Origin of the sequence: Maricaulis maris MCS10 (assembly GCF_000014745.1) — a bacterium.
GTDB lineage: Bacteria > Pseudomonadota > Alphaproteobacteria > Caulobacterales > Maricaulaceae > Maricaulis > Maricaulis maris_A.
On record NC_008347.1, the window covers coordinates 892,056 to 916,411 of the forward strand.

26 protein-coding genes are annotated in these 24,356 nt (G+C 63.3%); 13 read left to right on the top strand and 13 right to left on the bottom strand.

Annotated features, from left to right (window positions below):
- Nucleotides 1-42 precede the first annotated feature (42 nt).
- Complete coding sequence (locus tag MMAR10_RS04130; RefSeq protein ID WP_011642737.1) at nt 43-417, top strand: hypothetical protein; 375 nt, start codon at nt 43-45, stop codon at nt 415-417.
- Nucleotides 418-705: 288 nt separating this feature from the next.
- On the opposite strand, the gene MMAR10_RS04135 is transcribed toward MMAR10_RS04130, so the two are convergent.
- Complete coding sequence (locus MMAR10_RS04135) at nt 706-1,677, bottom strand: TolB family protein (protein WP_011642738.1); 972 nt, start codon at nt 1,675-1,677, stop codon at nt 706-708.
- The gene (locus MMAR10_RS04140; protein ID WP_011642739.1) at nt 1,674-2,792 is read right to left on the bottom strand and encodes a beta-ketoacyl-ACP synthase III; all 1,119 of its coding nucleotides are present in this window, start codon (nt 2,790-2,792) and stop codon (nt 1,674-1,676) included. Before MMAR10_RS04140 ends, MMAR10_RS04135 begins: the two co-directional genes overlap by 4 nt.
- A 242-nt stretch (nt 2,793-3,034) precedes the next feature.
- Between MMAR10_RS04140 and MMAR10_RS04145 the strand changes: the two genes are divergently transcribed.
- Both MMAR10_RS04145 and MMAR10_RS04150 read left to right on the top strand, forming a co-directional pair.
- Nucleotides 3,035-4,243, top strand: a complete 1,209-nt coding sequence (locus MMAR10_RS04145; protein ID WP_011642740.1) for an ammonium transporter — start codon at nt 3,035-3,037, stop codon at nt 4,241-4,243.
- 467 nt (nt 4,244-4,710) lie between these two features.
- Nucleotides 4,711-6,147 (top strand): serine hydrolase domain-containing protein, encoded by a 1,437-nt coding sequence (locus tag MMAR10_RS04150; RefSeq protein WP_011642741.1) that lies wholly within the window; start codon nt 4,711-4,713, stop codon nt 6,145-6,147.
- Between the two features lie 4 nt (nt 6,148-6,151).
- On the opposite strand, the gene MMAR10_RS04155 is transcribed toward MMAR10_RS04150, so the two are convergent.
- Complete coding sequence (locus tag MMAR10_RS04155) at nt 6,152-7,267, bottom strand: beta-ketoacyl-ACP synthase III (RefSeq protein ID WP_011642742.1); 1,116 nt, start codon at nt 7,265-7,267, stop codon at nt 6,152-6,154.
- 161 nt (nt 7,268-7,428) lie between these two features.
- On the opposite strand from MMAR10_RS04155, the gene MMAR10_RS04160 reads away from it, so the two are divergent.
- The 5 genes from MMAR10_RS04160 to fghA all read left to right on the top strand — a co-directional run bounded on the left by MMAR10_RS04160 (nt 7,429) and on the right by fghA (nt 11,035).
- Nucleotides 7,429-8,535: an S-(hydroxymethyl)glutathione dehydrogenase/class III alcohol dehydrogenase gene (locus tag MMAR10_RS04160; protein ID WP_011642743.1), complete on the top strand. Its 1,107-nt coding sequence runs from the start codon at nt 7,429-7,431 to the stop codon at nt 8,533-8,535.
- A gap of 2 nt (nt 8,536-8,537) precedes the next feature.
- Nucleotides 8,538-8,906: a hypothetical protein gene (locus MMAR10_RS04165; RefSeq protein WP_011642744.1), complete on the top strand. Its 369-nt coding sequence runs from the start codon at nt 8,538-8,540 to the stop codon at nt 8,904-8,906.
- 628 nt (nt 8,907-9,534) lie between these two features.
- Nucleotides 9,535-9,768 (top strand): FitA-like ribbon-helix-helix domain-containing protein, encoded by a 234-nt coding sequence (locus MMAR10_RS04170; RefSeq protein ID WP_041636770.1) that lies wholly within the window; start codon nt 9,535-9,537, stop codon nt 9,766-9,768.
- Entirely contained in the window at nt 9,765-10,193 is a 429-nt protein-coding gene (locus MMAR10_RS04175; protein ID WP_011642746.1) for a type II toxin-antitoxin system VapC family toxin, read from the top strand. Before MMAR10_RS04170 ends, MMAR10_RS04175 begins: the two co-directional genes overlap by 4 nt.
- Nucleotides 10,190-11,035 carry an S-formylglutathione hydrolase gene (gene fghA, locus MMAR10_RS04180; RefSeq protein WP_011642747.1) on the top strand — a complete coding sequence of 282 codons (846 nt, stop codon included), beginning with the start codon at nt 10,190-10,192 and terminating at the stop codon, nt 11,033-11,035. Before MMAR10_RS04175 ends, fghA begins: the two co-directional genes overlap by 4 nt.
- A gap of 4 nt (nt 11,036-11,039) precedes the next feature.
- Here the strand turns inward: fghA and MMAR10_RS04185 are convergent, their stop codons facing one another.
- Nucleotides 11,040-11,282 carry a hypothetical protein gene (locus MMAR10_RS04185; protein WP_041636771.1) on the bottom strand — a complete coding sequence of 81 codons (243 nt, stop codon included), beginning with the start codon at nt 11,280-11,282 and terminating at the stop codon, nt 11,040-11,042.
- A gap of 246 nt (nt 11,283-11,528) precedes the next feature.
- Here MMAR10_RS04185 and MMAR10_RS04190 point away from each other — a divergent pair, with 246 nt between their 5' ends.
- A complete protein-coding gene (locus MMAR10_RS04190; RefSeq protein ID WP_041636772.1) occupies nt 11,529-12,110 on the top strand; it encodes a hypothetical protein in 582 nt (193 codons plus the stop codon).
- 254 nt (nt 12,111-12,364) lie between these two features.
- Here the strand turns inward: MMAR10_RS04190 and MMAR10_RS04195 are convergent, their stop codons facing one another.
- The 3 genes from MMAR10_RS04195 to MMAR10_RS04205 all read right to left on the bottom strand — a co-directional run bounded on the left by MMAR10_RS04195 (nt 12,365) and on the right by MMAR10_RS04205 (nt 15,537).
- A complete protein-coding gene (locus MMAR10_RS04195; RefSeq protein WP_011642750.1) occupies nt 12,365-12,943 on the bottom strand; it encodes a DNA-3-methyladenine glycosylase I in 579 nt (192 codons plus the stop codon).
- A gap of 101 nt (nt 12,944-13,044) precedes the next feature.
- Complete coding sequence (locus MMAR10_RS04200; RefSeq protein WP_011642751.1) at nt 13,045-14,532, bottom strand: methyl-accepting chemotaxis protein; 1,488 nt, start codon at nt 14,530-14,532, stop codon at nt 13,045-13,047.
- 183 nt (nt 14,533-14,715) lie between these two features.
- The gene (locus MMAR10_RS04205) at nt 14,716-15,537 is read right to left on the bottom strand and encodes a YgfZ/GcvT domain-containing protein (protein WP_011642752.1); all 822 of its coding nucleotides are present in this window, start codon (nt 15,535-15,537) and stop codon (nt 14,716-14,718) included.
- 65 nt (nt 15,538-15,602) lie between these two features.
- On the opposite strand from MMAR10_RS04205, the gene MMAR10_RS04210 reads away from it, so the two are divergent.
- The 4 genes from MMAR10_RS04210 to MMAR10_RS04225 all read left to right on the top strand — a co-directional run bounded on the left by MMAR10_RS04210 (nt 15,603) and on the right by MMAR10_RS04225 (nt 19,162).
- Complete coding sequence (locus MMAR10_RS04210; RefSeq protein ID WP_011642753.1) at nt 15,603-16,559, top strand: glycosyltransferase family 9 protein; 957 nt, start codon at nt 15,603-15,605, stop codon at nt 16,557-16,559.
- Nucleotides 16,556-17,893, top strand: coding sequence for a dihydroorotase (locus MMAR10_RS04215; RefSeq protein ID WP_011642754.1), 1,338 nt, complete (start codon nt 16,556-16,558; stop codon nt 17,891-17,893). The genes MMAR10_RS04210 and MMAR10_RS04215 overlap by 4 nt, the downstream gene beginning before the upstream one ends.
- Before the next feature lie 37 nt (nt 17,894-17,930).
- On the top strand, nt 17,931-18,323 hold the full coding sequence (locus MMAR10_RS04220) for a DUF6165 family protein (protein ID WP_011642755.1): 393 nt from the start codon (nt 17,931-17,933) through the stop codon (nt 18,321-18,323).
- A gap of 77 nt (nt 18,324-18,400) precedes the next feature.
- Nucleotides 18,401-19,162 (top strand): hypothetical protein, encoded by a 762-nt coding sequence (locus tag MMAR10_RS04225; RefSeq protein ID WP_011642756.1) that lies wholly within the window; start codon nt 18,401-18,403, stop codon nt 19,160-19,162.
- Nucleotides 19,163-19,337: 175 nt separating this feature from the next.
- Here MMAR10_RS04225 and MMAR10_RS04230 read toward each other — a convergent pair whose 3' ends face one another.
- The 6 genes from MMAR10_RS04230 to MMAR10_RS04255 form a co-directional block, all read right to left on the bottom strand.
- On the bottom strand, nt 19,338-20,519 hold the full coding sequence (locus MMAR10_RS04230; protein WP_011642757.1) for an ABC transporter permease: 1,182 nt from the start codon (nt 20,517-20,519) through the stop codon (nt 19,338-19,340).
- Between the two features lie 10 nt (nt 20,520-20,529).
- A complete protein-coding gene (locus tag MMAR10_RS04235) occupies nt 20,530-21,687 on the bottom strand; it encodes an ABC transporter permease (RefSeq protein WP_011642758.1) in 1,158 nt (385 codons plus the stop codon).
- The gene (locus MMAR10_RS04240; RefSeq protein ID WP_011642759.1) at nt 21,684-22,379 is read right to left on the bottom strand and encodes an ABC transporter ATP-binding protein; all 696 of its coding nucleotides are present in this window, start codon (nt 22,377-22,379) and stop codon (nt 21,684-21,686) included. The genes MMAR10_RS04235 and MMAR10_RS04240 overlap by 4 nt, the downstream gene beginning before the upstream one ends.
- Before the next feature lie 100 nt (nt 22,380-22,479).
- Nucleotides 22,480-23,508, bottom strand: a complete 1,029-nt coding sequence (locus MMAR10_RS04245) for an efflux RND transporter periplasmic adaptor subunit (protein ID WP_011642760.1) — start codon at nt 23,506-23,508, stop codon at nt 22,480-22,482.
- Nucleotides 23,509-23,619: 111 nt separating this feature from the next.
- Nucleotides 23,620-23,832 (bottom strand): helix-turn-helix transcriptional regulator, encoded by a 213-nt coding sequence (locus MMAR10_RS04250; protein WP_011642761.1) that lies wholly within the window; start codon nt 23,830-23,832, stop codon nt 23,620-23,622.
- Nucleotides 23,829-24,296: a hypothetical protein gene (locus MMAR10_RS04255; RefSeq protein ID WP_011642762.1), complete on the bottom strand. Its 468-nt coding sequence runs from the start codon at nt 24,294-24,296 to the stop codon at nt 23,829-23,831. The genes MMAR10_RS04250 and MMAR10_RS04255 overlap by 4 nt, the downstream gene beginning before the upstream one ends.
- Nucleotides 24,297-24,356: the final 60 nt, after the last annotated feature.

Consider the following 24,356-nt stretch of genomic DNA (forward strand, 5'->3'; position numbering starts at 1 on the left):
TTCCGGCGCGAAATACCCCTATCAAAACAAGGGAGACAAAAGATGAGTCTGACACGTGTGGTCCTGCGGCTCGGCCGCAACCCCAAAGCCGGCTTCCCTGACGGCGATGACACTCATGGCTATGTCGTGGTGGCGCCCCTCGACAAGGACGGCAAGCTGGATATCGAGTTGTGGCGCGCCAACAAGTCCGACTGCACCGTCGACCGCTTTTCGCCTGACCCGGCCGACAAGGCCGATGGCTGGCTCTCACACCGGGGCAGTCACTGGTTCTTTCGCTATGATGAAGAGGATGAGGGTCCGGACGAGCCGGTCTATCGGCTCGGCGATCACACCCTGCGTGTCGGCGAGTATCTCACCATCCACGAAGCCGATGGCGATGATTTGACCTATCGGGTGACCGAGGCCTTGCCGGTCTAGGCGGCGTCCTGCGCCAGCCGCGCGCCCAGCGCCTGGGTTTGATGAGGGATAGGACCCCCACGCGTTTGTCATCCCCGCTGGACGTCCGGCGCAGGCCGGACGCAAGGCGGGGACCAACATGTTGCTACCAGCTAGGCCCCTGACTTGCGCCCGGCCTTCGCCGGGCGTCCATCAGGGGTGACAAGGAAGTGAGCGCACGACACAAAAAAATGGGAGCAGGCATAGTCAACCCGCCCATCCTGGGTCAGTCCGGCCAATGGTGCCGCGCGTTGAACAGGACTGTTCCCGCTACTCCTCCGCCACCACCGCCAGCGTCGACAAGTCCGGGCTGATAGCCAGGCGGGTGACGCCGGTCAGCCAATCAATGGCGCCGATTGGCTCCCAGCCGCCCCAGGCACGCCAGACCAGCTGACCTTCATGCACGGCGATGAAGGTGATGCGATCATCCGGCAGGATGGCGACCGCGAAATCCTGGCTGGCGCCGGGCAGTGCGAACATTTCACGCAGTTCGCCGGTCTGGGTGTTGAGTGCGTGGACCGTATGGACACCGGCCTCGTCGGCCAGGGTCACATATAGCGCCGGGCCGCGACCGGCCCGGAAAAAACTGCGTCCCGGATTGTCGGCGATGTGGGTGACGGTTTCGGGCGTCGTCGTCCGATCGATCAGCTGCAGCGTCATTGGCTCGCCCAGGTGGAAGACCGCCACGGCGCTCATGTCACCGGAAAACCCGTAATAGCCGACCGGTGCCAGCGCTTCGGCGGGCTCGCGGTCGCTATTGTCGGGATTGGCCAGATAGGCATTGCCGGCATAACCACCCGGCGGCTGGTAGATATAGCTGAGGCGTCCGTCCGGCGCGATGCGGGGGGAATACTCGCTCTCGCCGGGCGTTTGCGTCACCGGCATTGTTTCGCCGCTGGCCAGGTCGAGGTGCCAGATATCCGTCTCGCCGGTCTCGTCGTCCGCCGTGTAGAGCAGGCCGCCATTGTCTGTGAAGAAGGGCTGGTTGTCATAGCCGGGACGGGTCACGCCACCCAGGCTGGCACCGAGAACCGGGGCTTCACCGGACCAGTCCAGCGCGAACAGGTAGATGTCGGTGCCGGGCGGGCTCGCGGCTTCTTCCTCGGCGACCTCCTGCTCGGGGGTGCCAATATCTGCCATGTCATCGGGCGTGGCCGGGTCTGCGTCCGGCATTGCTTCGTCCTGGGCAGGCGAGCAGGCGGCCAGCGCGGCGATGGTGATCAGACTCAGCCAGGTCTTCATGGGCGTTTCCTCACAGCAGCGGCGCCGACTCCATATCCGGCTCCGAAGGCGCACATGACGCCGGTTTCACCAACGGCCATGTCGTCGGAATGCATCTCGAAATTCATGACCACCGACGATGAGGACGTATTGCCGTATTCGTGCAGGATGGCAGGCGCATTATCGTCGGTACGGTCGCGATCGAGGATGCGTTTTGCGATCATGTCGACCATGCGGATATTGGCCTGGTGCAGCCAGGTGCGGCGCACGTCTGCCGGAGCGAGATCAATCCCCTCCATCATCCGGCGGGCGACCTGCGGGGCAAAACCGACCACATCCTTGAAGACCCGGTGGCCGTCCTGGTCGAGATGGGGCGCGAAATCGGGATCGACGGTCCGTTCGGCGATATTGATGAAGCCGTAATCCGAGCGCAGGGCCGAGGACCACTTGTTTTCGGCATGGGTGCCGATCACATCCCAGCCGCCCGGCTTGCCGTCATCGGCCTCGACAATCATGGCCGCCGAAGCGTCGCCAAAGATGAAGTGTACCTCGCGCCGCGAATGGACATTGATGCAGGTCATCAATTCCGGCGAGCAGACGAGGATGCGCCGGGCCTGCCCGGATCTGATCATGCCATTGGCCATATGCAGCCCGTACAGCGCCGAGGCGCAGGCCATGGTCATGTCGAAGGAGAAACCTGTGGCGCCGATCGCTTCCTGGATTTCACAGGCGACCGCCGGGAAGTTTCGCTGTTGGGCCGAGGAGGCGACGATGACACCGTCAATATCGCTGCCGTCATAGCCGGCCTTGTCCAGTGCAATACGAACCGATTTGAGCGCGAACTCGGCCTGGGTCGAGACCTCGTCTATGGCGCGAGGCGGAATGCGCGGTGTCATCGCATCTATGTCGAGAATGCCGGATTTTTCATAGACGTGCCGGCGTTCGATGCCGGACGCACCCTTGATGAACTCGCTGGAGGACAGCGGAACTTCCTCGACCTCGCCAGCGGCAATGGCGGCCGCGTGCTCAGTGTTGAAGCGGGTCGCCCAGGCATTGTAGCTGGCCACGAGCTCGTCATTGCTGATGACATTGTCGGGGACCCAGTATCCCGTCGATCGGATGAGGCTGTTTTTCACGGCGTTGGACTCTGTTCTTGTCCTTGATGTGACCAGCCTAAAGCATGATTGCCATCGATCAATCCGCGCTGTCATTGCACGGATGATGCGTGGTCGCCTCGAAAACGGGCAGGCGTGCACAATTTCGTGGCGGGCTGCTGCCAATCTCGGCAAAACCTCTCTGGAAAGTCGACTCCCGGCGATTCCCCGGCCTAGCTCTTCGCGATCGCAACAAACAACAAGCGCCGTTTCGGGAGAGCCCCATGGATAGTGGCAATAATGCCTGGATCCTGACATCCACCGCCCTCGTCCTGTTGATGACATTGCCGGGGCTGGCGCTCTTCTATGGCGGTATGGTCCGGCGCAAGAATGTGCTGTCGACCCTGATGCAGAGCCTGGGTGCGGCCGCGGTCGTGACCGTGCTGTGGGCGCTTGTCGGCTATTCCCTGGCCTTCTCGGACGGTGGTGCGGCCAATAGTTTCGTCGGTGGCCTCGGACGGCTTGGCCTGTCCGGGATCCTGCCCGACACGATGTCCGGAGATCTGCCGGAAAACCTCTTCCTGATGTTCCAGCTGACCTTTGCCATCATCACCGTCGCGATCATCGCCGGTGCGGCGGTCGAGCGGATCAAGTTCTCGGCCTTCATGGTGTTTGGTGCCGCCTGGCTGATCCTGGTCTATGCCCCGATCTGCCACTGGGTGTGGGGCGGCGGCTTCCTTGGCGAGGCGGGCGTACTCGACTTTGCCGGCGGCGCGGTCGTGCACATCAATGCCGGTGTGGCCGGCCTGGTGCTGGCCAAATTCCTCGGGCCGCGCAAGGGCTATCCGGGCAGCAATCTGGCGCCGGACAATCTGGTCCTGACCGTGATCGGCGCCGGCCTGCTGTGGGTAGGCTGGTTCGGCTTCAATGGCGGCTCCGCCCTGGCAGCTGACGGCGCTGCGGCCCATGCCTTTGTGACCACCCAGATCGCGGCCGCCAGTGCTGTGCTGGTCTGGATCGGCCTGGAATGGATCCTGCGCGGCAAGGCCAGTGTTCTGGGCGCGGCATCGGGGGCCATTGCCGGCCTCGTCGCCATCACTCCGGCGGCCGGCTTCGTGCCGACCTGGTCGGCTTTCATCATCGGTGCCGGCGGTGCTTTCGGGGCCTATTGGGGTGTGACTGCACTGAAGAAGGTCCTCAAGGTCGACGACACGCTGGACGCGTTCGGCCTGCACGGTGTGGGCGGCCTTGTTGGCGCAATCCTGACCGGTGTCTTCGCGTCTGAAGCGATCGGTGGCGCAGGCGGCGCGATCGAAGGCAACTGGATGCAGGTCTGGACCCAGACCTGGGGTGCATTGGCTGCCGCGATTTACTGCGGCGTGGTCACAACTGTCATACTTTTCGTGCAATCCAAGATCATGCCCATGCGCGTCGACGAGGAAGGCGAGATTTCCGGCCTCGACACCACGCTGCACGGCGAGTCAGTTGGTTGAATTTGACGGCTAGCGCTTAGCCGACACACATCTTTCGTCCTGGCCTGTCCTCCCCGGCCTGTGACGTATACTTGGCCCGGCCCGTCGCCCCTGTTCGCAGGGGTTGGCGGGCCGGGCCTCTTTTTAGGTGGCGTTATCATTTTTGTATGGTTCGTATTCGCCTGTGTGTACAGGCTACAGGCCGCTCAGCACGACCACAAACCCGACCCAGACGACCGCGTCGAGGGTATTGGATGCAAATTCGAATAAATCCGTACGACGCATGATATCTCTCCTGTGTGTGTGCACAGAATGCGGCGGCCGGGCGACAAAAACTGTCGCCGGGCCGGAGCCAACCCGGCATGGGGGGAGGCGGCACTGGTGGTCAATGACGGAGCCTGTTACCTCTCGGCAGCGGAGTCACGGGACGCAGGTCCGTTTCGGCGCAGCGGGCATTCGGGCAGTGAGGCAAATCTGGGGGTCTTCAAATGTGGCGTTGTCTGGCACTCTTGGTCATTCCTTTCCTGACGGGGGCAGCCCAGCCGCAGGCGGAACCACAATCAGACCCCGTCGAGGTCTTTCTCGACGACGCCATGCCGGCTGCGGCTGCGCCCGGTGTGGCCTGGGCCATTCTCGATAATGGCGAATGGCGCAGCGGCGGGCGCGGCGAGCTGGTCCTGGGCCGAGGCCAACCGGTCACCGGTGACACGCCTTTCCCGCTCGGCTCGATCTCGAAGAGTTTCACGGCGCTTGCCATCATGCAGCTGGTCGAAGCGGACCGGCTGGAGCTGGATGGCGCCATTGCCGATTATCTGGATGTGTTCGCCGGGCAGTCCGGCGCCGCGATCACGATCCGGCAATTGCTGAGTCATACCAGCGGCTACTCGACGCTGCAGGGAAATCAGTCCCACGCGGGTCTGGCCGAGGATCGCGATGACGTTTCCGTCCGCGTCCGCCACCTGGCCATGTCGGGCCCTGCCGGGCCTGTCGGCAGCCGCTGGCAGTATTCCAATGCCAACTACCTCATTCTCGGTGCGCTGATCGAGACCGTCAGTGGCCTGGAGTACGGCGCCTATGTCGAAACCCGGATCCTCGAACCGCTGGGCATGGACGACAGCTTCGTGGGCGGCAGCGATCGCGGGGCGCACCGTGTCGTCGCGACCGGCCATAATCCCTGGTTCGGCGGCCGACGCCCGGTTGCTGTTTCCGACCAGCCGTCCGGACGCGCCATGGCACCCGCTGGAGGCGTGGTGGGCAGCGCCGCTGATGTGGCCCGGTATCTGACGATGATGATGAATGGTGAGGATGACCTGATCACCGCCGGGAACAAGGCCGTGATGCTGCAGCCCGCCAATGCAGTCTCACCGCATTACGGCCTGGGCTGGTTTCTCGATGCCGAGGCCGATGCGGCCTTCCATACCGGGCTGGTACCGGGCGTCGAAACCATTGCTGTCCTGTCGCGATCCCGGCAGCGGGGCGGGGTTGCCCTTGTGAATGCCAATGGCGGCATGGGGTTTGCCGTGACCGGCGAGATCCTCGCGGGCATGAGCGCCCTGGCCCTGGGCGAGGCGCCCGGACCGGCCGGTCGCCATCTGGGGCCAAAGAGCCTCTATCTCATGGTGCTGGTCCTGCCCGTGATCTTCCTGGCCGGGATCATCACCGCTTGGCTGCGCCGGGACGGACTGCGGGCGAAGTCGGGGGTGCTGGGGGCTTTCAGCCTGTACTTCCCGGTTCTGGCGACCGGGGCGATGGCCTTTGTGTTCCTGGACCTGTTGCCAAAGCTGTTTGGTGCCACGCTGATGGGAATCAATCCCTATCAGCCGGACATGGTGATCCTGCTGCTGGCCAGCTCCGTGACCGGTCTCGGCTTTGCCGTGTTCAGACTGATCCTGGCCCACACTGGCCCAGGCCGGTCGGCCGCCTGAAGCCCTACAGCTTCTCGACGAAGACCGTACCGGCCGAATAGCCCGCCCCGAAGGAGCAGATCAGCCCCTTTTCGCCGGCCTCGAAACCGTCATGGTGGCGGTGGAAGGCGACAAGGGAGCCGGCACCGGCGGTGTTGGCAAACTCGTCGAGGATGACCGGGGCTTCGTCTTCCGTGAAGTCGCGGCCGAAGACCTTTTTCGCCACCATCATGTTCATGTTGATATTGGCCTGGTGCAGCCAGAGGCGTTTCATCTGGTCCGGCTTGAGACCGAAATTGCCCATGTCGGAGAGAATCATCTCGGCGACCATCGGGCACACTTCCTTGAAGACCTTGCGGCCCTCCTGCACGAAATAGCGGTCCTCGAAAGCTGGCGCCGGCTCTTCCGAGGCATTCAGGAAGCCGAAATTCGAGCGGATATTGTTGGAGAATTTGGTCATCAGATTGCGACCGATGATCTTCCAGCCCTGACCGCCGGCGACATCCTCATGCTCGATCAGCATGGCCACGGCGACATCACCGAAGATGAAATGGCTGTCGCGGTCGCGGAAATTGAGCTGCGGCGTGGTGATTTCCGGCGTTACGACGAGAACCGATTTGGCCATGCCGGTCTCGATCATGTTGACCGCATTGATGATGCCGAACGTGCCCGAGGAGCAGGCGACGGTCATGTCGAAGCCGAAGCCCTCAATGCCCAGCGCATCCTGGATCTCGATCGCCATCGACGGGTAGGTGCGCTGCATCGAGGTGGCCGAGCAGATCACCGCATCGACATCGGCGGCGTCGCGGCCTGCGGTTTCCAGGGCCTCCTTGGCCGCGGCGACACCCGCTTCGGCCATCAGCGAGAGTTCGTCATTGGCGCGGGGCTTGGCCCGGGGACGCATGCGGGTGATGTCCAGCACGCCTTCCTTGTCGATCGTGTAGCGCGACTTGATTCCGGATGCCTTCTCGATGAAACCGGAAGAGGACGGATTTTTCGCCTCGACTGCGCCGCGCTCGATGGCGTCGGCATGCTCGGCATTGTAGTGCTCAACATAAGCGTTGTAGCAGGCGACGAGTTCGTCGTTGGAGACGGACTCTTCAGGAGTCCAAAGACCGGTCGACCGGATTACCGCGCTCATATACTTCACTCCGAAACGGGTATGTCAGGGCGCGCAACTTAGTGGCTGCACCAAGGCCCGTCACCTGCACAGCTGCGCATGCCTGTCACGCGAGGCTTTGACGCCGGGACAGAGCAATGCGAGACCTTGGTTTCAAGCCATTGGTTCGGGGAGATTGATCCATGAAGACACGTGCCGCCGTCGCCTTTGAAGCGGGCAAGCCGCTGGAGATTGTCGAGGTTGACCTGGAGGGTCCCAAGGCCGGTGAAGTCCTGGTCGAGATCAAGGCGACCGGTATCTGCCACACCGATGAATTCACCCGCTCCGGTGCCGATCCGGAAGGGGCCTTTCCGGCGATTCTGGGCCATGAGGGCGCCGGCATTGTCCGCGAGGTCGGGCCGGGCGTGAAAGATCTCAAGGTCGGCGACCATGTCATCCCGCTCTACACGGCCGAGTGCCGGGAGTGCGAATACTGCCTCAATCCCAAGACCAATCTGTGCCAGAAGGTGCGCGCCACCCAGGGCCAGGGCGTGATGCCGGACGGCACCTCGCGCTTTTCCTACAAGGGCGAGAAAATCCTGCACTATATGGGCTGTTCGACCTTTTCGAACTTCACCGTCCTGCCGGAGGTCTCGCTCGCCAAAGTCCGCCAGGACGCGCCCTTCGACAAGATCTGCTATATCGGCTGCGGCGTGACGACCGGCATTGGCGCGGTGATGTTCACCGCCAAGGTCGAGCCCAACTCCACCGCCGTCGTCTTCGGTCTGGGCGGGATCGGCCTCAATGTGATCCAGGGCCTCAAGCTGATCGGCGCACGACAGATTGTCGGCGTCGACACCAATCCTGCCAAGCAGGACATCGCCCGCCAGTTCGGGATGACCGATTTCGTCAATCCGAAGGACCATAAGGACCTGGTCGGCCATCTCGTCGAGCTGACCTGCGGCGGCGCGGATTATTCGTTCGAATGCATCGGCAATGTCGAGGTCATGCGGGCGGCGCTGGAATGCTGCCACAAGGGCTGGGGCGAGAGCATCATCATCGGCGTCGCCCCCGCCGGCGCCGAAATCCAGACCCGCCCCTTCCAGCTCGTCACCGGCCGCGTCTGGCGCGGCTCCGCCTTCGGCGGCGCCAGGGGCCGCACCGATGTGCCCAAGATCGTCGACATGTACATGGAAGGCCGCATCGATATCGACAGCCTGATCACCCACAAACTCAAGCTGGACGACATCAACAAGGGCTTTGATTTGATGCACGCCGGGGAGAGTATTCGGGCTGTGGTGGAGTATTAGGGGTGCGCTTCCGATGGCTTGTCGGCATTGGTCTGGTCCTGGTGCTCGCCGGTGCCTTGATGTGGGGCAACAGCATATTGTTGATGTTTGCGTCCATGGATCGGGAGCCGACGCCCGCTTTGTTCGCGAGCGCGGAAACTCTTTCCGCTGAGCACGTGGAAGCCGTTATTGCGGCGCGTTATCCCATCGGGCTGGAACGCGCCGATCTCGTGGCGCGACTTGAGGCGGACGGTTTTTCAATCGCGGCTCCCGGACGAGCAAATATGGTTTGGGACTCCGGGGTCTGCTTGACCATGATTGCGGTGGACTGGATCGAGGCAGAGGGGCGGCTCACCGAAATCGGCTCCCGGCTGGATTGGGGATGTCCGTGATCTGCCATTCGCGCCCCCGGCCCACACCCCACCATAAACCGCTTGCCGGGAGTTCGCCGTCTCCGCTTGTTCAGGTCAAGGGGTATACCCGCTTCGCGGCCCCTCGGGCCCTTGACCTGAACAAGCGGAGACGGCCCGCTGGCTGACAAGCGATTTATGGACAGCTCTGTGCGCGCGTGGCGCAAAGGCACAGAAAGCCAAGCGTGGGACAGCACCCACACCCTTGTCATCCCCGCTGAATGTCCGGCGAAGGCCGGACGCAAGGCGGGGACCTAACTCTTTGCAACAACATGGGTCCCTGACTTTCGCCCGGCCTTCGCCGGGCGTCCATCAGGGATGACAACATGTTTGTGTTGAGGGAAAGCGCCCCGGCGCACTAAGGCAAGCGCGCACGGCACCAAACCCTTGTCATCCCCGCTGAATGTCCGGCGAAGGCCGGACGCAAGGCGGGGACCCAACTGCATGCAATCATATAGGTCCCTGACTTTCGCCCGGCCTTCGCCGGGCGTCCATCAGGGATGACGAACGTATTGCGGACAGCGCTTTGCGTCCCGTAGCGCGGCGGGTCACGGGGCTCCCTTCCGCACGCCCCATCAAAATGATATCATCCTGCTATCAGGAGGTGCCGATGGGCCAGGTGATCATTCGCAATCTCGACGACGCGGTTGTTACGAGTCTGAAGCGGTTGGCAGCCAAGGATGGCAAATCGCTGGAACAATTCCTGCGTGACGTGCTCGCGGACGCGTCCCGCCGCGACCGGGAAGGTTTCTTCGAGTTCGCCAAGGGCATGCGCGAAAGGGGGACACCGTCTGATCTCGATCCGACCGATCTCATTCGCAAGGACAGGGATGAGGGGCATTGAGGCCCGTCATTGTCGACGCCTCGGTCGCTGTTAAGCTCTTCCTGCCGGTTCCCGGGTATGAAAAGGCGATCGCCGCAGCCCACATGTTTGAGCTGCAGGCGCCGCGCCTCATTTTCGCTGAAACGGGCAATGCGCTCTGGCAATATGTCCGCCACAAGCAGACCACGGTCGAAGATGCCTCGACGGCCTTGCTCAAGCTCGCCGGTCTTGTGGCGCAGCCCGACGAAACGGGCCTGGCGGCGTTGGCCGTGGAAATGGCCTGCGAACTGGACCACCCGGTCTATGACTGTACCTATCTCGCCCTCGCCAATCGGAATCATCGCCCGATACTGTCTGCCGACAAATGCATGCTGTCTCTCGCCCGCGACCGTCTTGGCCTTGAAACCATTCCGCTCGACAGCATAAACCCGGAGCCATCCTCGTGACCCTGACCCCTATCTCAAGCTGGGCCTCTTTCGGCGGCACCTTGTCCGTCCATGATCATGACAGCGAGGCCTGCAATGGGCCGATGCGTTTTGCGGTCTACACCCCGCCCCAGGCCAGGACCGGGCCGGTGCCGGTGGTCTGGTATCTCTCTGGTCTGACCTGCAACTGGTCCAATGTGATGGAGAAGTCCGGCCTGCAACGCGTCGCCAGTGAGCTCGGGCTGATGGTGGTGGCGCCGGACACCTCGCCGCGCGGCCAGGATGTTGCCGATGATGAGGGCTATGATCTGGGGCAGGGCGCGGGCTTTTATCTCGACGCGACCGAAGCGCCCTGGGCGCCGCATTTTTCAATGGAAACCTATGTCACCCAAGAGCTTCCGGCCCTGGTCGCTGCCCATTTCCCCGCCGACATGACGCGTCAGGGCATTATGGGCCATTCCATGGGCGGACATGGTGCGCTGACGCTCAATTTCCGCCATCCGGGCCGCTATGCCTCGGTCTCGGCCTTCGCGCCCATCGTTGCGCCGACGAAAGTGCCGTGGGGACAGAAGGCGCTGAAAGCCTATCTCGGCGATGAATGCCCGGCCTGGGGCGAGCATGATGCCTGCGAACTGGTCAGGCGCCAGCCGACCGACCAGATGATCCTGATCGACCAGGGCGGGGCCGATCAATTCCTCGACGAGCAATTACGCCCCGAGCTGTTCGAGGCGGCCTGCCGGGAAGCAGGCCAACCGGTCACCGTCCGCCGCCATCCCGGCTATGACCATTCCTACTGGTTCATCGCCAGCTTCATCGAGGATCATCTGCGCCATCACGCCAGGGCGCTGGGCGTCGGCGACTGAGCCGTCAGAACGGATCGCGACGGTAATCATCCGGGTTTTCGACGCGGTGGCGCGGGCGCATTTCCTCGTCGCCATCGCCGTCATCGCAAATCCATTCACCGGGCGCGGCAGGGTCGTGCGGGCCGGCGGGGCGACACTCGCCGGCACCCATCTCCGCCGCTGACGGCAAATTGGGATCTCGCCCCTTTTCCAACCAGGCACAGCCGGACAGGAGTGAGGCAGACAGAACAAACAGAACAAGGCGCATGACAACGCTCCAATGCGGGCTCCCCAGCCGGCGCATGGGGGGAGTTTAGCGGGTGGGGAGGTGCGGGCAAGAGTGTCTTGGACGGGCGTCCCCTGGGGCGCCAGCGTTCGAGAGTCTCTACAAGCAAGAGCCGATGCCTCCCTGGACTTTGCAAAACTTCCCCTGCGAGCCGATCCGGCGCATCATCGGGAATGTTGCAAGGCTGGGGGATAGATGATGATGCGGACATTCCTGACGGCGGGACTAATGGCTCTGATATCAGCCTCTGCCCAGGCGCAGCTGCAGCCCTATTATTGCCCGGACCCGGGCGATGTCTGGGTTGTGGAAACCGAATTCCCGGACGCGCCGGGCTGGCGTCATGCGGCGCGGGTGCGCGGCAATGATCTGGATGGCTCCGATAGGATGCGGCGTCCGATCCCGTCCGGACGGATCACGGCGCGTCCCGCCACCGGCCCGCGCGGCCAATCCTCGACGCCGACCGAAAACCGGCCGCTTGTTGCGCCCATGCTGACGCATGACCGTGCGGTCAGCATTCGCGAGAGCACCGATCCGAACAGCCGGGACCTGCCGCCGGTCATAGCCGTGCTCGACTGGGTCCGCGTGGAAACGCGGTCGTCCAGCCTGGTCTGCCGCTATAGCCTGGATGATGGTGCGAGTTATGGCCGTCATGCCACGGTGAGCATCCCGATCAATCGCCGTGACTGCCTGCCGCTGCACACCAACACCGCCTGGAGTTATGACAGCAATGCCGGCGGTGAAGTCTGCAATGAGGCGCGGACAAGCTGCCAGTTCTACTGCTCGGCCGAGCGCGTGCTCGAGAGCTGGTAGGGGCGGAGGCTCCTTTTTTACCCGTCATCCCACGGTGACCGCGAAGCGGGTGTCCGGGGGATGACGGGAAAAGCAGAATGACAGGCGCCCATTCACTCACCATTTTTCCCGGACGCGCCTGCGCGATCCGGGACCGACGGTCAGCTTTGAGCCTGCCGGAAGCATGCGTTGGTCCCGGGTCTTCGCCCGGGAAAAATGGGCCCGGGAAAAATGAGCCCGGGAAAAATGGGCCCGGGGAAAATGGAGGTGATTCCCTATCGCACCAGCGCCTTCACCGCGGCATGCCGCGGGCAACCGGTTTCGTGATCATTGACCATCCCGACCGCTTCCATGAAAGCATAGACAATCGTCGGCCCGACAAACTTGAAACCCCGCTTCTTGAGGTCTTTCGAGATCGTCTCGGACAGCGCCGTCTTGGTCGGCACGTCTGACAGGCTGGCATAGCTGTTCTGGATCGGCTCGCCGCCGACAAAGGCCCAGAGATAATCGGCGAAGTCCTCGCCGTTTTCGCGCATGGCGATATAGGCCTGCGCATTGCCGATAGCGGCCTCGATCTTGGATTTTGAGCGGATGATGCCGGGATCGGCCAGCAGGCGTTCGCGGTCGGCGTCGGTGTAGGCGGCGATACGGTCCGGGTCGAAACCGTCAAAGGCGAGACGCATCGTGTCGCGCTTGCGCAATATGGTGATCCAGGCGAGGCCGGCCTGGAAACCGTCCAGCATCAGTTTTTCCCACAAGGCGCGGCTATCATATTCCGGCACGCCCCATTCGGTGTCGTGATACTCGGCATAGATCGGATCGGGCGAATTCACCCAGGCGCAGCGCTGGTTCATGGATGGGTCCTTGTGGTCGTCGGACACAATCCAGCGTGATTAGCGCGGCCTGCCAAGCCAGACGTGCAGGCCCGGCCGGAAAGGCTGGCCGCGAGTCGGTATCAGACCAGCGCCGAGGCGGCGGTCTGGAGATTGCGGGTCGCGCTGTCGATGGATCGGCTGGTCTCTGCAAACTCGGCGATGCCGTCATTGATCGAGGCCACGCCGTTGGCGACTTGCTGCATGCTGGCGGACAGTTCCGAGGTGACCGATGTCTGTTCCTCGGTGGCTCCGGCGACCGAGGTGGTGACCTCATCGATCTCGCTGATTGTGGTGCTGATCTGGTCGATCGCGCTGACCGCCTGGGCGGTCGAATTGCGCATGGTCTCGATCTGGTCCGAGATCTTGCCGGTCGCCGACGCGGCTTGATTGGCCAGTTCCTTGACCTCCGAGGCAACCACCGCGAAGCCCTTGCCCGCCTCACCGGCCCGGGCCGCCTCAATAGTGGCGTTGAGGGCGAGCAGGTTGGTTTGCTCGGAAATACCGTTGATCAGGGCAACAACATCGCCGATCGACTTGGCGCTCTCCGACAGCCCGCTGACGATCTCATTGGTCACACGCGCCGTTTCCACGGCATTGGCGGTGACTTCGGTGACGCGGCCCAATTGCTGGGTGATCTCGCCGGCGGCGGCGGCCAGCTCCTCGATGCCGGCTGCGATTTCCTGCACGCCCATGCTGGCCTGCTGGCTGGTTGCCGACATTTCGGTCGAACGATTGGTCGACTGGGTGACGCTGGCCGCGATGCCGGTGATGTCGCGTTCGACTTCCTGCAGGGCATCTTCCCGGGCGTGGCGACGTTCGACATCGGCGGTGATGTCGGTGGCGAATTTTACCACTCTCAGGATTTTGCCGGTTGGGTCGAGGATCGGATTGTAGCTGCCCAGGATCCAGATCGACTTGCCGCCCTTGCCCACGCGGCGAAACTGGTCAGACACGAACTCGCCCGCATTCAGCTTGGCCCACAGACCGCGATATTCGTCGCTGTCGCGTATCTCGGCCTTGACGAACATGGCGTGTTTCTGGCCGATGATTTCGGCTTCCTGGTAGCCCATGGTCGACAGGAAGGCGGGATTGGCGCTGATGATCGTACCGTCCAGCTCGAACTCGATGACGGCCTGGGTCCGGCTGATGGCTTCCAGCTTGCCCTGCTGGATGAAGTGGCGGGTTTTCTCTTCGGTCACATCGGTCGCGAACTTGATCACCTTGCGCACAGAGCCGTCATCCGCAAAGACCGGGTTATAGGTGGCGCGGATCCAGACTTCGGAACCGCCCTTGCCGAAGCGCTTGAACTCGTCGGAGACGTGTTCACCGGCGGCCAGCTTGTCCCAGAAGGCTGTGTAGGCCGGGCTCGCTGTCTCCTCGGGGGCAACGAAGATGCGGTGGTGCTGGCCCCTGATCTCATCCAGTCGATACCCGGTCAGCGCCAGAAAATTCTGGTTCGCTGTCACGATGTGACCATCGGGCCGGAATTCGATGATCGCCATGGAAGTATCGAGGGCAGACATGATGGCCTGGGATTCGGATGAATTCTTCAGAATGGAACCAAACATCAATACTACCCTGTGTTGATTAGCGCTTATTCATTTGAGCCTGAATAAGGTTTAAAGGTCATAATGAAGGGTTAATTTTATGGTTATTCTCCAGGTTATACTTATAGATAGCTCGGGTGCCGTTGCGACCTGAGGTGCGAGCTTCCGACCTCCCGGACCCGGCCAGAAGGACCTGTGCTTGATCTAGACTTTCGGCGCGGCTTCCAGATCGGCCCAGAACTCGTCCGGGACGACGATATTGGCTTCCTGGCCGTCGGCTTCGCAATAATGCTCGGCGGCGCGCAGGCGGTCGAGGCGGGCGAGGATGACGGCGTGGTGTCCGCTGGCTGACGAGATGGCGCCGACCGTGGTCGGTCCGGCCATGACGGCGGTGCCGGGCGGCGGGGCTTCGGCGGCGAAGGTCGCGGGCAGGGAGCGCTTGCGGATGGTGCCGCGGCGCTTCATGCGCGAGACGACTTCCTGGCCGATGAAGCAGCCTTTCTTCCAGCCGACACCGCCGAAAGCGTCCAGATTGACATCGGTGGGGAAGACATCCGCCTCGCCATAATCGCGACCAAAGGCCGGGATGCCGGCCTCGATCTCGATCATGTCGAGGGCGCGCGTTTCGCTGGCCGCCTCACCGAGGCCGCGATGGACCCGTCCGCCCAGGCGCGGGTCCTCGCAGCTGCCCGGAAATGGCGTGGTTGACCACAGGGCGAGGATATTGGTGTTGAGGACAATCTCGGCCCTGGCCCGCAGCTTGAACATTGTCAGTCGCTTCAGGAGGCCGTCGGCGGCGCCGGCCGGCACGTCCAGCCAGACCGTGTCGCCGTCGGCAAACATCATGAAATCGACCAGGATCTTGCCTTGCGGGGTCAACAGGGCGCCGGGCCGACAGGTGCCGGCGGACAGCGTCTGCACATCGGCGGTGATCAGGCGTTGCAGCAGGTCGCGGGCATCCGGACCGGAGACCGACATGATCTGGCGGTCGGGCAGGGCGAAGGGCAGGGAGGCGGGCTGGTTCATGGCCCCGATATGGCATTGCGTCCGTCTCTGGCCAAGCCCTTCGCGTCGCGCTATCTGCGGTGTCCATGCAACGCGTCCTCTTCATCACATCGACCCGGATCGGTGACGCCATCATCAATTCCGGCGTCCTCGACCATCTCGTGCGCACCCGCCCCGAGGCGCAGTTCACGATTGCCTGCGGCCCGCTGGCTGCTTCGCTGTTCACCGAGACGCCGCGCCTCGAGCGCATCATCGTGATGCGCAAGAAGAAAGCCGGCCTTCACTGGTGGGATTTGTGGCGTGAGACGGTCGACGTGAAATGGGACCTTGTCGTCGATCTGCGCTGTTCCGGCACGGCCTGGTTCCTGCGCGCCAAGGAGCGCCGCATTCTCCAGCAGAGCGTCGTGCCGGTACCCAAGGTCGAGGAAGCCGCCAGCGTGCTCAAGCTGGTCCCGGCGCCCGACCCCAAGCTCCATTTCTCCGACGCCGTGCGGGCCGAAGCAGAGGCGCGCGTGCCGGGCGACGGCCCTTATCTGGCGATCTGCCCGTCGGCCTCGTGGATTTTCAAGGTCTGGCCGGCCGAGAGATTTGCCGAATTCATCCTCCGCTTCACCGGGCCGGACGGAGTGATGCCGGGCGCGCCGGTTGTGATGCTGGGCGGTCCGGGAGACGAGCTCTACGCCCAGCCCATCTTCGATGCCCTGCCCGAGACCGAATTCATCGACCTGCTGGGCCTCGGCCTGCCCGAGACCGCCGCCTGTCTGGAGCGCTGCCGCCTCTATGTCGGCAATGATAGCGGGTTGATGCACATGTCGGCCGCGGTTGGCACACCGACGCTGGGCCTGTTCGGCCCGTCCGATGATCGCTGCTATGCGCCCTGGGGGGCGCACACCGATGCCGTGCGCGGACCGGCGACGTTCGAGGAAATTGACAGCGCCCATGATGACCGCCGCAAGGCCTCGACCAGCCTGCTGGCGGACCTGAGCGTGGATAGCGTGTATGATGCCGCCAAGGCGCTTTATGAGAGGACTGCGAGATCATGAGCCAGACATTCGATGTGATCCTCAAGGGCGGCGAGATCGTCAATCATGACGGCCGCGGCCATGCCGATATCGGCATCATTGACGGCAAGACCGCGGCGATCGGCGACCTGTCGCAGGCTTCGGCCGGCGAGGTGGTCGACTGTTCCGGCCTGATGGTCCTGCCGGGCGTGATCGACACCCAGGTCCATTTCCGCGAGCCGGGCATGGAGTGGAAGGAAGACCTGCAATCGGGGTCATTGTGCGCGGTGATGGGCGGCGTCACGGCGGTGTTCGAAATGCCGAACACCAATCCCACCACCACCGTGCCGGACATGCTGACCGACAAGCTGGCCCGGGCGAAGAACCGCATGCATTGCGACCACGCCTTTTATGCCGGCGCGACCAATGAGAATGCCGACATATTGCCCGAGATGGAGCGCATGCTGGGCTGTTGCGGTGTGAAAGTCTTCATGGGCGCTTCGACCGGCTCGCTGCTGGTGGCGGATGATGAGGGCGTGGAACGGGTCCTGCGCGCGATCAAGCGCCGCGCCGCCTTCCATTCCGAAGACGAGTACCGCCTCGCCGAGCGCCGCGAACTGGCCGTCGAGGGCGACTGGACCAGCCACCCGCATGTGCGCGATGCCGAGGCCGCCATCATGTCGACCAAGCGCCTGGTGCGGCTGGCCCGCAAGACCGGCAAGCGGATCCACGTGCTGCATATTTCGACCGCCGAGGAAATGGACTTCCTCGCCGAGCATCGCGACATCGCCTCGGTCGAGGCGACACCGCAGCACCTCACCTTGGAAGGCCCCGAAATCTATGAGCGCATCAAGGGCCGGGCCCAGATGAACCCGCCCATGCGCGATGCCCGCCACCGGGCCGGGCTGTGGCGCGGCATTCAGCGCGGCATTGTCGATGTGATCGGCTCCGACCACGCGCCGCACACGCTGGAAGAGAAAGCCAAGCCCTATCCGCAAAGCCCGTCCGGCATGCCCGGCGTGCAGACGCTGGTCCCGGTCATGCTCGATCATGTAAACGCCGGCCGCCTGAGCATTGAACGCTTTGTCGACCTGACCTCGGCCGGCGCCCAGCGCATTTTCGGCATTGCCGGCAAGGGCCGCATGGCGGTCGGCTGGGATGCCGATTTCACCCTGGTCGACATGAAGCGCAAAGAGACCATCACCGATGCCTGGTCGGCGTCGAAGTCCGGCTGGACCCCGTTTGACGGCATGTCGGTCACCGGCTGGCCGGTCGGCACGATCATTCGCGGCCGTTCGGTGATGCGTGATGGCGAGCTTGTTGCATCGGGCAAGGGCGAACCGGTGCGCTTCATGGAAGCCCTGCCGCACGACTGATGGCCTGATACCGACGGCCCGACAAAGGAAAACACGCATGACCACGACCATCCTCACCGCCATCGCCCCGGGCGAGCTGATCGACAAGATTACCATCCTGCGCATCAAGTCCGAACGTATCGAGGACGAAGCCAAGCTGAAGAATGTCCGTACCGAGCTGGGCATTCTCAACGAGACGCTGGCGAAGGACGTGCCGGCCAGCGATGAGCTGTCGCGCCTCGACGCGGCGCTGCAGAGCGTCAATGAAGAGCTCTGGGTGATCGAGGATGATATCCGCGATTGCGAGCGGGCCGGCGATTTCGGTCCGGAATTCATCCGTCTGGCCCGCGCCGTCTATGTCACCAATGACAAGCGCGCGGCGCTGAAAAAGGAGATCAATCTCCTGCTCGGCTCCAACATCGTCGAAGAGAAATCCTACGCCGCCTATTGAGTTGAGCCGCCCGGGTCTGTAAGCGGGCGGGCATCCGGCGGCGCCTGTCGCCTGCCGACACCGCACAAGGACTGCCCGTGGAACGCCAGAGCTTCTATTTCTTCGATATCGACGAAAACATCCTCCATTTGCCGACGCGCATTCACCTGCTCAACACGATGACCGGTGAAGAACGCGCCATGCGGCAGCACGAGTATGAAGACATCAAGGCCTATCTCGGCGTGCCGGGCCTGTGGGAAGACTGGGCCGATCCGCCGGCCCGTGCCTATCGCGAGTTTGCCGATGGCAAGGACCGCAATGGCGAGGAATACCTGCTGCGTGATGTGCGCCGGGCCATGGATTCCTCGGGGTGGAAAGGCCCGTCCTGGGAGATATTCAAATACGCCGTGCTCAAGCGGCGCCCTGTCGCCATCGTCACGGCGCGCCAGCATTCGCGCGAGATCATCGAGGCGGCGCTGCAGCTGATTGTCGAGGCCGGACACTTGCCCGAGACACCGAATTTCCTCGCCATCTATCCCTGCTCGAACCCGGAAATCCGTGACGAGCTGGGTCCGCACCTGACCACGGCCGGCCTCAAGCGCCGTGCCATCCGCCAGTGCGTGGAAAAGGGGCTGGACGAGTATGGCCGTGACCTGCCGCACTCCTTCGGCATGTCGGATGATGATCTCAAGAATGTCGACCTGATCACCTCGGCCATGCTTGAGGCGAAACTGGATTATCCCGACAAGCGCTTCTTCGTCATCTCCACCAATCGCCGCCGCCATGTGAAAATGGAAATCCTGCCGCCCCACAAGGACGAGGAAAAACTCCGCGCCGCCGAGGACGACTGGTACGGATAGGTTTTCTTCCCCGACATTGTTGGGGAAGTGGGCCGATGCGCAGCATCGGGTCGAAGGGGCCGGCGCAGCGCGCCGGGGGCGTTCGCGATAACCTGACTATCAGCCGCGCATTTGCGCGGCACCCCTCCTCCGCTACGCGGTCCCCCTCCCCGGCAGGCCGGGGAGGAAAAAGACCCTAGTCGCTCCGGTGCACCGTCAGCAGCGGCACATAGGCCGAGCGGATGGCCGGGACGAGGCCGCCGAGGAAGCCGATGATTACGGCCATTGTCATGCCGGCGAGCACTGATCCACCGGTCACGGCGAAGGAGAACACCACCTGGGTGAAACCTGAGCCCAGCGTCGAGGCCGAGACACCGTTGAAGGCCAGATAGATCGCGCCGGCACCGAGCAGTCCGCCGATTGCGGCCAGGACGAGCGACTCCACCATGGTGCCGACGGCAGCGGCAAAGCCGGAAAAACCGATGGCGCGCAGGGTGGCGATCTCCCGCATGCGTGTGTCCACCGAGGAGTACATGGTGTTCCACGCGCCGGCGAGGGCGCCAATGGCCATGACGATGGCGAGCGGCCAGCCCACAAATTCGATCAGGACGGCCGTGCCGCCAGCCTGACCGGCAAAGAAGTCGGTCTCGCTTTGAATGTCCAGATTGAGGCGCGGCTCGTTTTCCGCATAGGCCTGCAGGTCCTCGATCGCGTCGGGCGAAGTCAGACGGGCGCGGATGGACTGGACGCCTGTACCGCGATTGTAGAGGTTCTGGATGACGGCGATGTCGGCCCAGATCTCACTGTCGAACACCGAGCCACCAGTCGAGAAAATGCCGACCACCACCCATTCATTCGGGCCCAGGCGGATGGTTTCTCCGAGATCGAAATTGGAGAACTCGCGGACCACGCCGGCGCCGACGACCAACTCGTTGGTGCCGGTCTCGAACATGCGACCCTCGAGCATCTCGAAGCCTTCGCGCAGACGCAGGGCCTGCTCGCCGACACCGCGCAGGGGCAGGTTGGCCTCGGTTTGTGACGAGCGCTTGATGCCGTCGACGATGACGAAAAGCTCACCCGAAACCAGCGGGACCCCGTCAGCGTCGCGGGCGATGCCGGGCGCTTCCTCGATCAGGCGGACCTGGCTGGAGGCGAGACCGGAATTGAGTTCGGCCTGTGAGCCGCCACGCAGCATGACGGCAACATTCTCCGAGCCGGTACCCTGCAGGGTCGCCCGGAAACCGTTCGACATGGCGAGAAAGCCCAGCAACACACCTGTGACCAGCGCGATCGAGATGATGGTCGCCAGAGACAGCCCGGCGCGCTGGGGGATTGAGCGCAGGTTCAAAAGGGTGACAGCGCCGATTTGGTTGAACATGACGCGTCCCCTATTGATTGCTGAGCGCGGTGATGATCTTCACGCGCTGGGCATTGATGGCCGGGACAATCCCGGTGAGCAGGCCGAGCAGGACAGCCAGTCCCACCCCACCCCAGAAGACCATGGCCGACAGGGCAAAGCCGGGCAGGAAGGCCGCCAGGAAGCCGGCGACCGCATTGATCAACAGATGGGCCAGGCCAAGCCCGAGCAAACCACCGACCAGGCTCAGCATGACCGACTCGGCGAGCACCATGCGGAAGATGCGTGGCGCCGGGAAGCCGAGGGTTTTCATCACGGCAATCTCGCCGGTGCGCTCATTGATCGCGGTCACCATGGTGAAGCCGACAATGATCAGGATGGTGGTGAAGGCCGAGCCGACCACGAATAGCAGGATCAGGGCGATATTGCCGAACTGGTTGGCAAAGGCCTCATTGAAGGCGGCCTCGGTGGTTGTTTCGGTCTCGGCGGGGGAGTTGGCGAACATCTCATCGACCGCCCGTGACACCTGTTCGTTCAGCGACGCGTCGGTTGTGTTGATGATCAGCCAGCCGACCTGGTCGGTGTTGAAGGCCAGTGCTTCGTTGTAATAGTCGTAGTGGAACAGGGCGTAATTGGCCGGCACCTTGTCGTCTTCGGCGTCGAAGATGGCGCAGATGTTGAATTCCCAGCTCGCCGAGCCATCGGTCTTTTGCCAGATATTGGACAGGAGCGGGATGGTATCGCCGACCGACCATCCGTACATGGCGGCCAGATCGGTCCCGACCAGCAGGCAGTCGCGGGTCTCCAGAAAGGCCTGGCGTTGCTCCGCCGGCATTGTCAGTTCCGGATAGGCCGTCAGATAGGTCTCCGGGTCGACGGCAAAGGTCTGAACCTGCTGGGTGGGGTCCTGGTAATAACCGCCGAACCAGTTGGCCTGGCTGACATTGTCAACGCCATCGAGGGCCGAAACCCGGGTCCAGTAGGCGTAGGGCATCGAGACCGTGAAATTGATCCGGTTGACGGTGATCAGCCGGTTGTCAGCCGCCACGGCCCCGCCCGATGTCCAGACCGAATAGAAGGCGCCGAGCACGCCGAAGATCAAAAAGGCGATCAGGATCGACAGGGTCAGCAGGATCGCCCTCAGCTTTTTGCGGAAGAGGTTCTTCCGGATCAGCGTGAGATCATTCATTGCGCCGGCTCCTGCGCCTGTTCGACGAAGCGGCCCTTGTCCAGATGCAGTTCGCGGCGGGCGTATTTGGCAGCCGAAGGGTCGTGCGTGACCATCACGATGGTCTTGCCGAGTTCCTTGTTGAGCAGCTGCAACGTCTCCAGGATTTCATCAGCCGAGACGCGGTCGAGGTCACCGGTCGGCTCGTCGCAGAGCAGGACTTTGGGATCGGCGACAATGGCGCGGGCGATGGCAACGCGCTGTTGCTGGCCGCCGGAGAGCTGGCGCGGCCGGTGGCCCTTGCGATCGGCCAGGCCAACAATGTCCAGCGCCGTGGCGACGCGTTCCTTGCGCGCCTTGCCGGACAAATTGGTCAGCAGGAGCGGCAATTCGACATTCTGCGCTGCGGTCAGCGTCGGCATGAGATTGTAGAACTGGAAGATGAAGCCGACATTCTGTGAACGCCACTTGGCCAGCTTGCCCTCGGACAGCTTGTCGACCCGCACGCCCTCGCAATCGACCGATCCGGAGGAGGGCCGGTCGATGCCGCCGAGAAGGTTGAGAAGTGTGGTCTTGCCGGAACCGGACGGACCCATGATCGCCATGAAGTCACCCTGGGGGATCGACATGGTCAATTCCTCGAAAATCGTGATCGACTCCTTGCCGCGCGTATAGCGTTTGGACAGGTCGGTGAGGGTGTAGAGCGATGTCATCGGCAGTTCCTCGTTCGGCTGGCCGTCGCGCTCGTAGCGGGGCGTCGGCGGTCTCGTTCAAGCGTGCAGCAAAGAAGCTGCTTTGTAAATCAAAGTTCTTTTACTCGACGAAAATGACGCGTGACGCCATGTCCGGAAGGATGCGGCCGTCGCGTTCGTCAAAGGCAACGCGGACGGTGATGGTGGCGCGGGCGCGGTCGGCGGTCGGGATGATGGCCTCGACATGGGCGCGAATGCGCCAGTCGGGATAGGCATCGAGGCGCGCCTCGACCCGCTGGCCGGGCGTCACGCGACCGATCTGGCCTTCATTCACATCGACCTCGATTTCCAGCGACTCCATGTCGACCAGCGTCGCCACACCGGTCCGCGTGAAACCGCCACCGGCGGAGCCGGGAAAGAGGATTTCACCAACCTGGGCATTCTTGGCGATGACAATGCCGGTAAAGGGCGAGCGCACGATATGGCGGTCGATCAGGTCTTCCTGGGCACGCACCTGGGCGGCGACGGCCTGGTAGTCGGCGCGGGCGGCTTCGATCTGGGCGGTCAGGCTTTCAAACTGGGTGCGCGCTGCCGTGACGGCGGCTTCGGACCCGATCTCGCGCTCGGCGAGGGTGCGGGCCCGTTCCAGCACCCGCTGGGCCTCGGCCAGCTGGGCAATCAGCGAGTGCGGTCGCGCTGCGGCGGCATTGCGCTGGGCGATCAGGAGGTCGAGCTGGATACGGGCGCGGGTATCGTCCAGACGGGCCAGGATCTGGCCCTCTTCGACGCGGGCCCCTTCCTCGACCAGGAGTTCGGAAATCCGGCCGGTGATCTCGGCCGATACTGTCGCCTGGCGCCGGGCGACGATATAGCCGGTCGCCACCAGGCCGGAACTGCGCGGCGTGGCGCGGGCCGGTGTGGCAGCCGCTTCAGCCGGCGTCTCGGCGGCGGGGGCGGGTGTTTCCACGGCAGCGACGGGTTGCGGTGCCGGCGCGGTGCTGCGGGTCAGATACCAGGTCGCACCAGCCGAAACTGCGGCGAAGAGCAGGGCGATCACCAGCGTGGTGACAATCGACACACCGCCGCCGGAGCTGTCGCCCCCATCACGATCTATACTCAAAGATTCCAGTTGTGACCGGCGATCTGACATCTTGTCCCCTCATGCATCCCGCGATCCATCCTTACCGCGACTTCATGACAATGGGAACGGGACGGATGGGGAGCCAATCCCGCCATCGACGGGGCCGTGCCGGATTAGCCCTCACTCCTCGTCGAGGTAGAACAATTCCTCGACGCTGACTTTCAGCGCAGCGGCCAGTTTGAGAGCCAGCACGGTGGAGGGGGTAAAAACCCGGTTTTCCACCGTGTTGATCGACTTGCGCGTCACCCCGACCGCCTCGGCCAGTTGCGCCTGGGTCAGGCCGTGGCGGGCCCGCATCTCCTTCAGCCGGTTGCCGAGGGCGGAGGGGCTCACGCCGCCTCCTCCTCATCGCCCTCGCCGCCGCGGCCCAGCAGGACGAAAGTCGCCAGCGGGGTGAAGATACCGATGATGAGCAGCGCCCGGATGGCAATCGCGGCCGAGAAATCGATGAGCAGGTCGGCTGCCAGCAGCAGCGAGATGGACCCGATCAAAACCATGAAGCCGGTGCGGATGGCGATGCGCTGGTTGTGGCAGAACAGCTCGTCCTGGATCACCGACTGGGTCCTGGTGCGGCTGACCTTGCTGGCATAGAGGAGAAACAGGACGGACGCCGCTGCCCAGCCGATCGCGCCGACCAGCAGGGGGATCAGGATGAACAGGTCCTGGGGCGCGTCGCTCCAGCCCAGCTCGAGCCCGATGTCCTGGGCCAGCTGGGCGCCCTGCCACAACAGGAAGGAGAGCGCCGCCAGGCCCAGTGTCCGGTCGCGCTGTCGGATCAGCTTGTTGATGTCTGCCATGATTTTCTCCCTCGATGACTGATGCCTATGTTACCTACACGTTACATCGAGGGTAGTCAA

What these genes read in the sequence shown, in the direction of transcription:
- MMAR10_RS04130 (WP_011642737.1), top strand. Translation starts at nt 43, where the DNA reads ATGAGTCTGACACGTGTGGTCCTGCGGCTCGGCCGCAACCCCAAAGCC.
- MMAR10_RS04135 (WP_011642738.1), bottom strand. Translation starts at nt 1,677, where the DNA reads ATGAAGACCTGGCTGAGTCTGATCACCATCGCCGCGCTGGCCGCCTGC.
- MMAR10_RS04145 (WP_011642740.1), top strand. Translation starts at nt 3,035, where the DNA reads ATGGATAGTGGCAATAATGCCTGGATCCTGACATCCACCGCCCTCGTC.
- MMAR10_RS04150 (WP_011642741.1), top strand. Translation starts at nt 4,711, where the DNA reads ATGTGGCGTTGTCTGGCACTCTTGGTCATTCCTTTCCTGACGGGGGCA.
- MMAR10_RS04155 (WP_011642742.1), bottom strand. Translation starts at nt 7,267, where the DNA reads ATGAGCGCGGTAATCCGGTCGACCGGTCTTTGGACTCCTGAAGAGTCC.
- MMAR10_RS04160 (WP_011642743.1), top strand. Translation starts at nt 7,429, where the DNA reads ATGAAGACACGTGCCGCCGTCGCCTTTGAAGCGGGCAAGCCGCTGGAG.
- MMAR10_RS04170 (WP_041636770.1), top strand. Translation starts at nt 9,535, where the DNA reads ATGGGCCAGGTGATCATTCGCAATCTCGACGACGCGGTTGTTACGAGT.
- MMAR10_RS04185 (WP_041636771.1), bottom strand. Translation starts at nt 11,282, where the DNA reads ATGCGCCTTGTTCTGTTTGTTCTGTCTGCCTCACTCCTGTCCGGCTGT.
- MMAR10_RS04190 (WP_041636772.1), top strand. Translation starts at nt 11,529, where the DNA reads ATGGCTCTGATATCAGCCTCTGCCCAGGCGCAGCTGCAGCCCTATTAT.
- MMAR10_RS04195 (WP_011642750.1), bottom strand. Translation starts at nt 12,943, where the DNA reads ATGAACCAGCGCTGCGCCTGGGTGAATTCGCCCGATCCGATCTATGCC.
- MMAR10_RS04200 (WP_011642751.1), bottom strand. Translation starts at nt 14,532, where the DNA reads ATGTTTGGTTCCATTCTGAAGAATTCATCCGAATCCCAGGCCATCATG.
- MMAR10_RS04205 (WP_011642752.1), bottom strand. Translation starts at nt 15,537, where the DNA reads ATGAACCAGCCCGCCTCCCTGCCCTTCGCCCTGCCCGACCGCCAGATC.
- MMAR10_RS04210 (WP_011642753.1), top strand. Translation starts at nt 15,603, where the DNA reads ATGCAACGCGTCCTCTTCATCACATCGACCCGGATCGGTGACGCCATC.
- MMAR10_RS04215 (WP_011642754.1), top strand. Translation starts at nt 16,556, where the DNA reads ATGAGCCAGACATTCGATGTGATCCTCAAGGGCGGCGAGATCGTCAAT.
- MMAR10_RS04220 (WP_011642755.1), top strand. Translation starts at nt 17,931, where the DNA reads ATGACCACGACCATCCTCACCGCCATCGCCCCGGGCGAGCTGATCGAC.
- MMAR10_RS04230 (WP_011642757.1), bottom strand. Translation starts at nt 20,519, where the DNA reads ATGTTCAACCAAATCGGCGCTGTCACCCTTTTGAACCTGCGCTCAATC.
- MMAR10_RS04235 (WP_011642758.1), bottom strand. Translation starts at nt 21,687, where the DNA reads ATGAATGATCTCACGCTGATCCGGAAGAACCTCTTCCGCAAAAAGCTG.
- MMAR10_RS04240 (WP_011642759.1), bottom strand. Translation starts at nt 22,379, where the DNA reads ATGACATCGCTCTACACCCTCACCGACCTGTCCAAACGCTATACGCGC.
- MMAR10_RS04245 (WP_011642760.1), bottom strand. Translation starts at nt 23,508, where the DNA reads ATGTCAGATCGCCGGTCACAACTGGAATCTTTGAGTATAGATCGTGAT.
- MMAR10_RS04255 (WP_011642762.1), bottom strand. Translation starts at nt 24,296, where the DNA reads ATGGCAGACATCAACAAGCTGATCCGACAGCGCGACCGGACACTGGGC.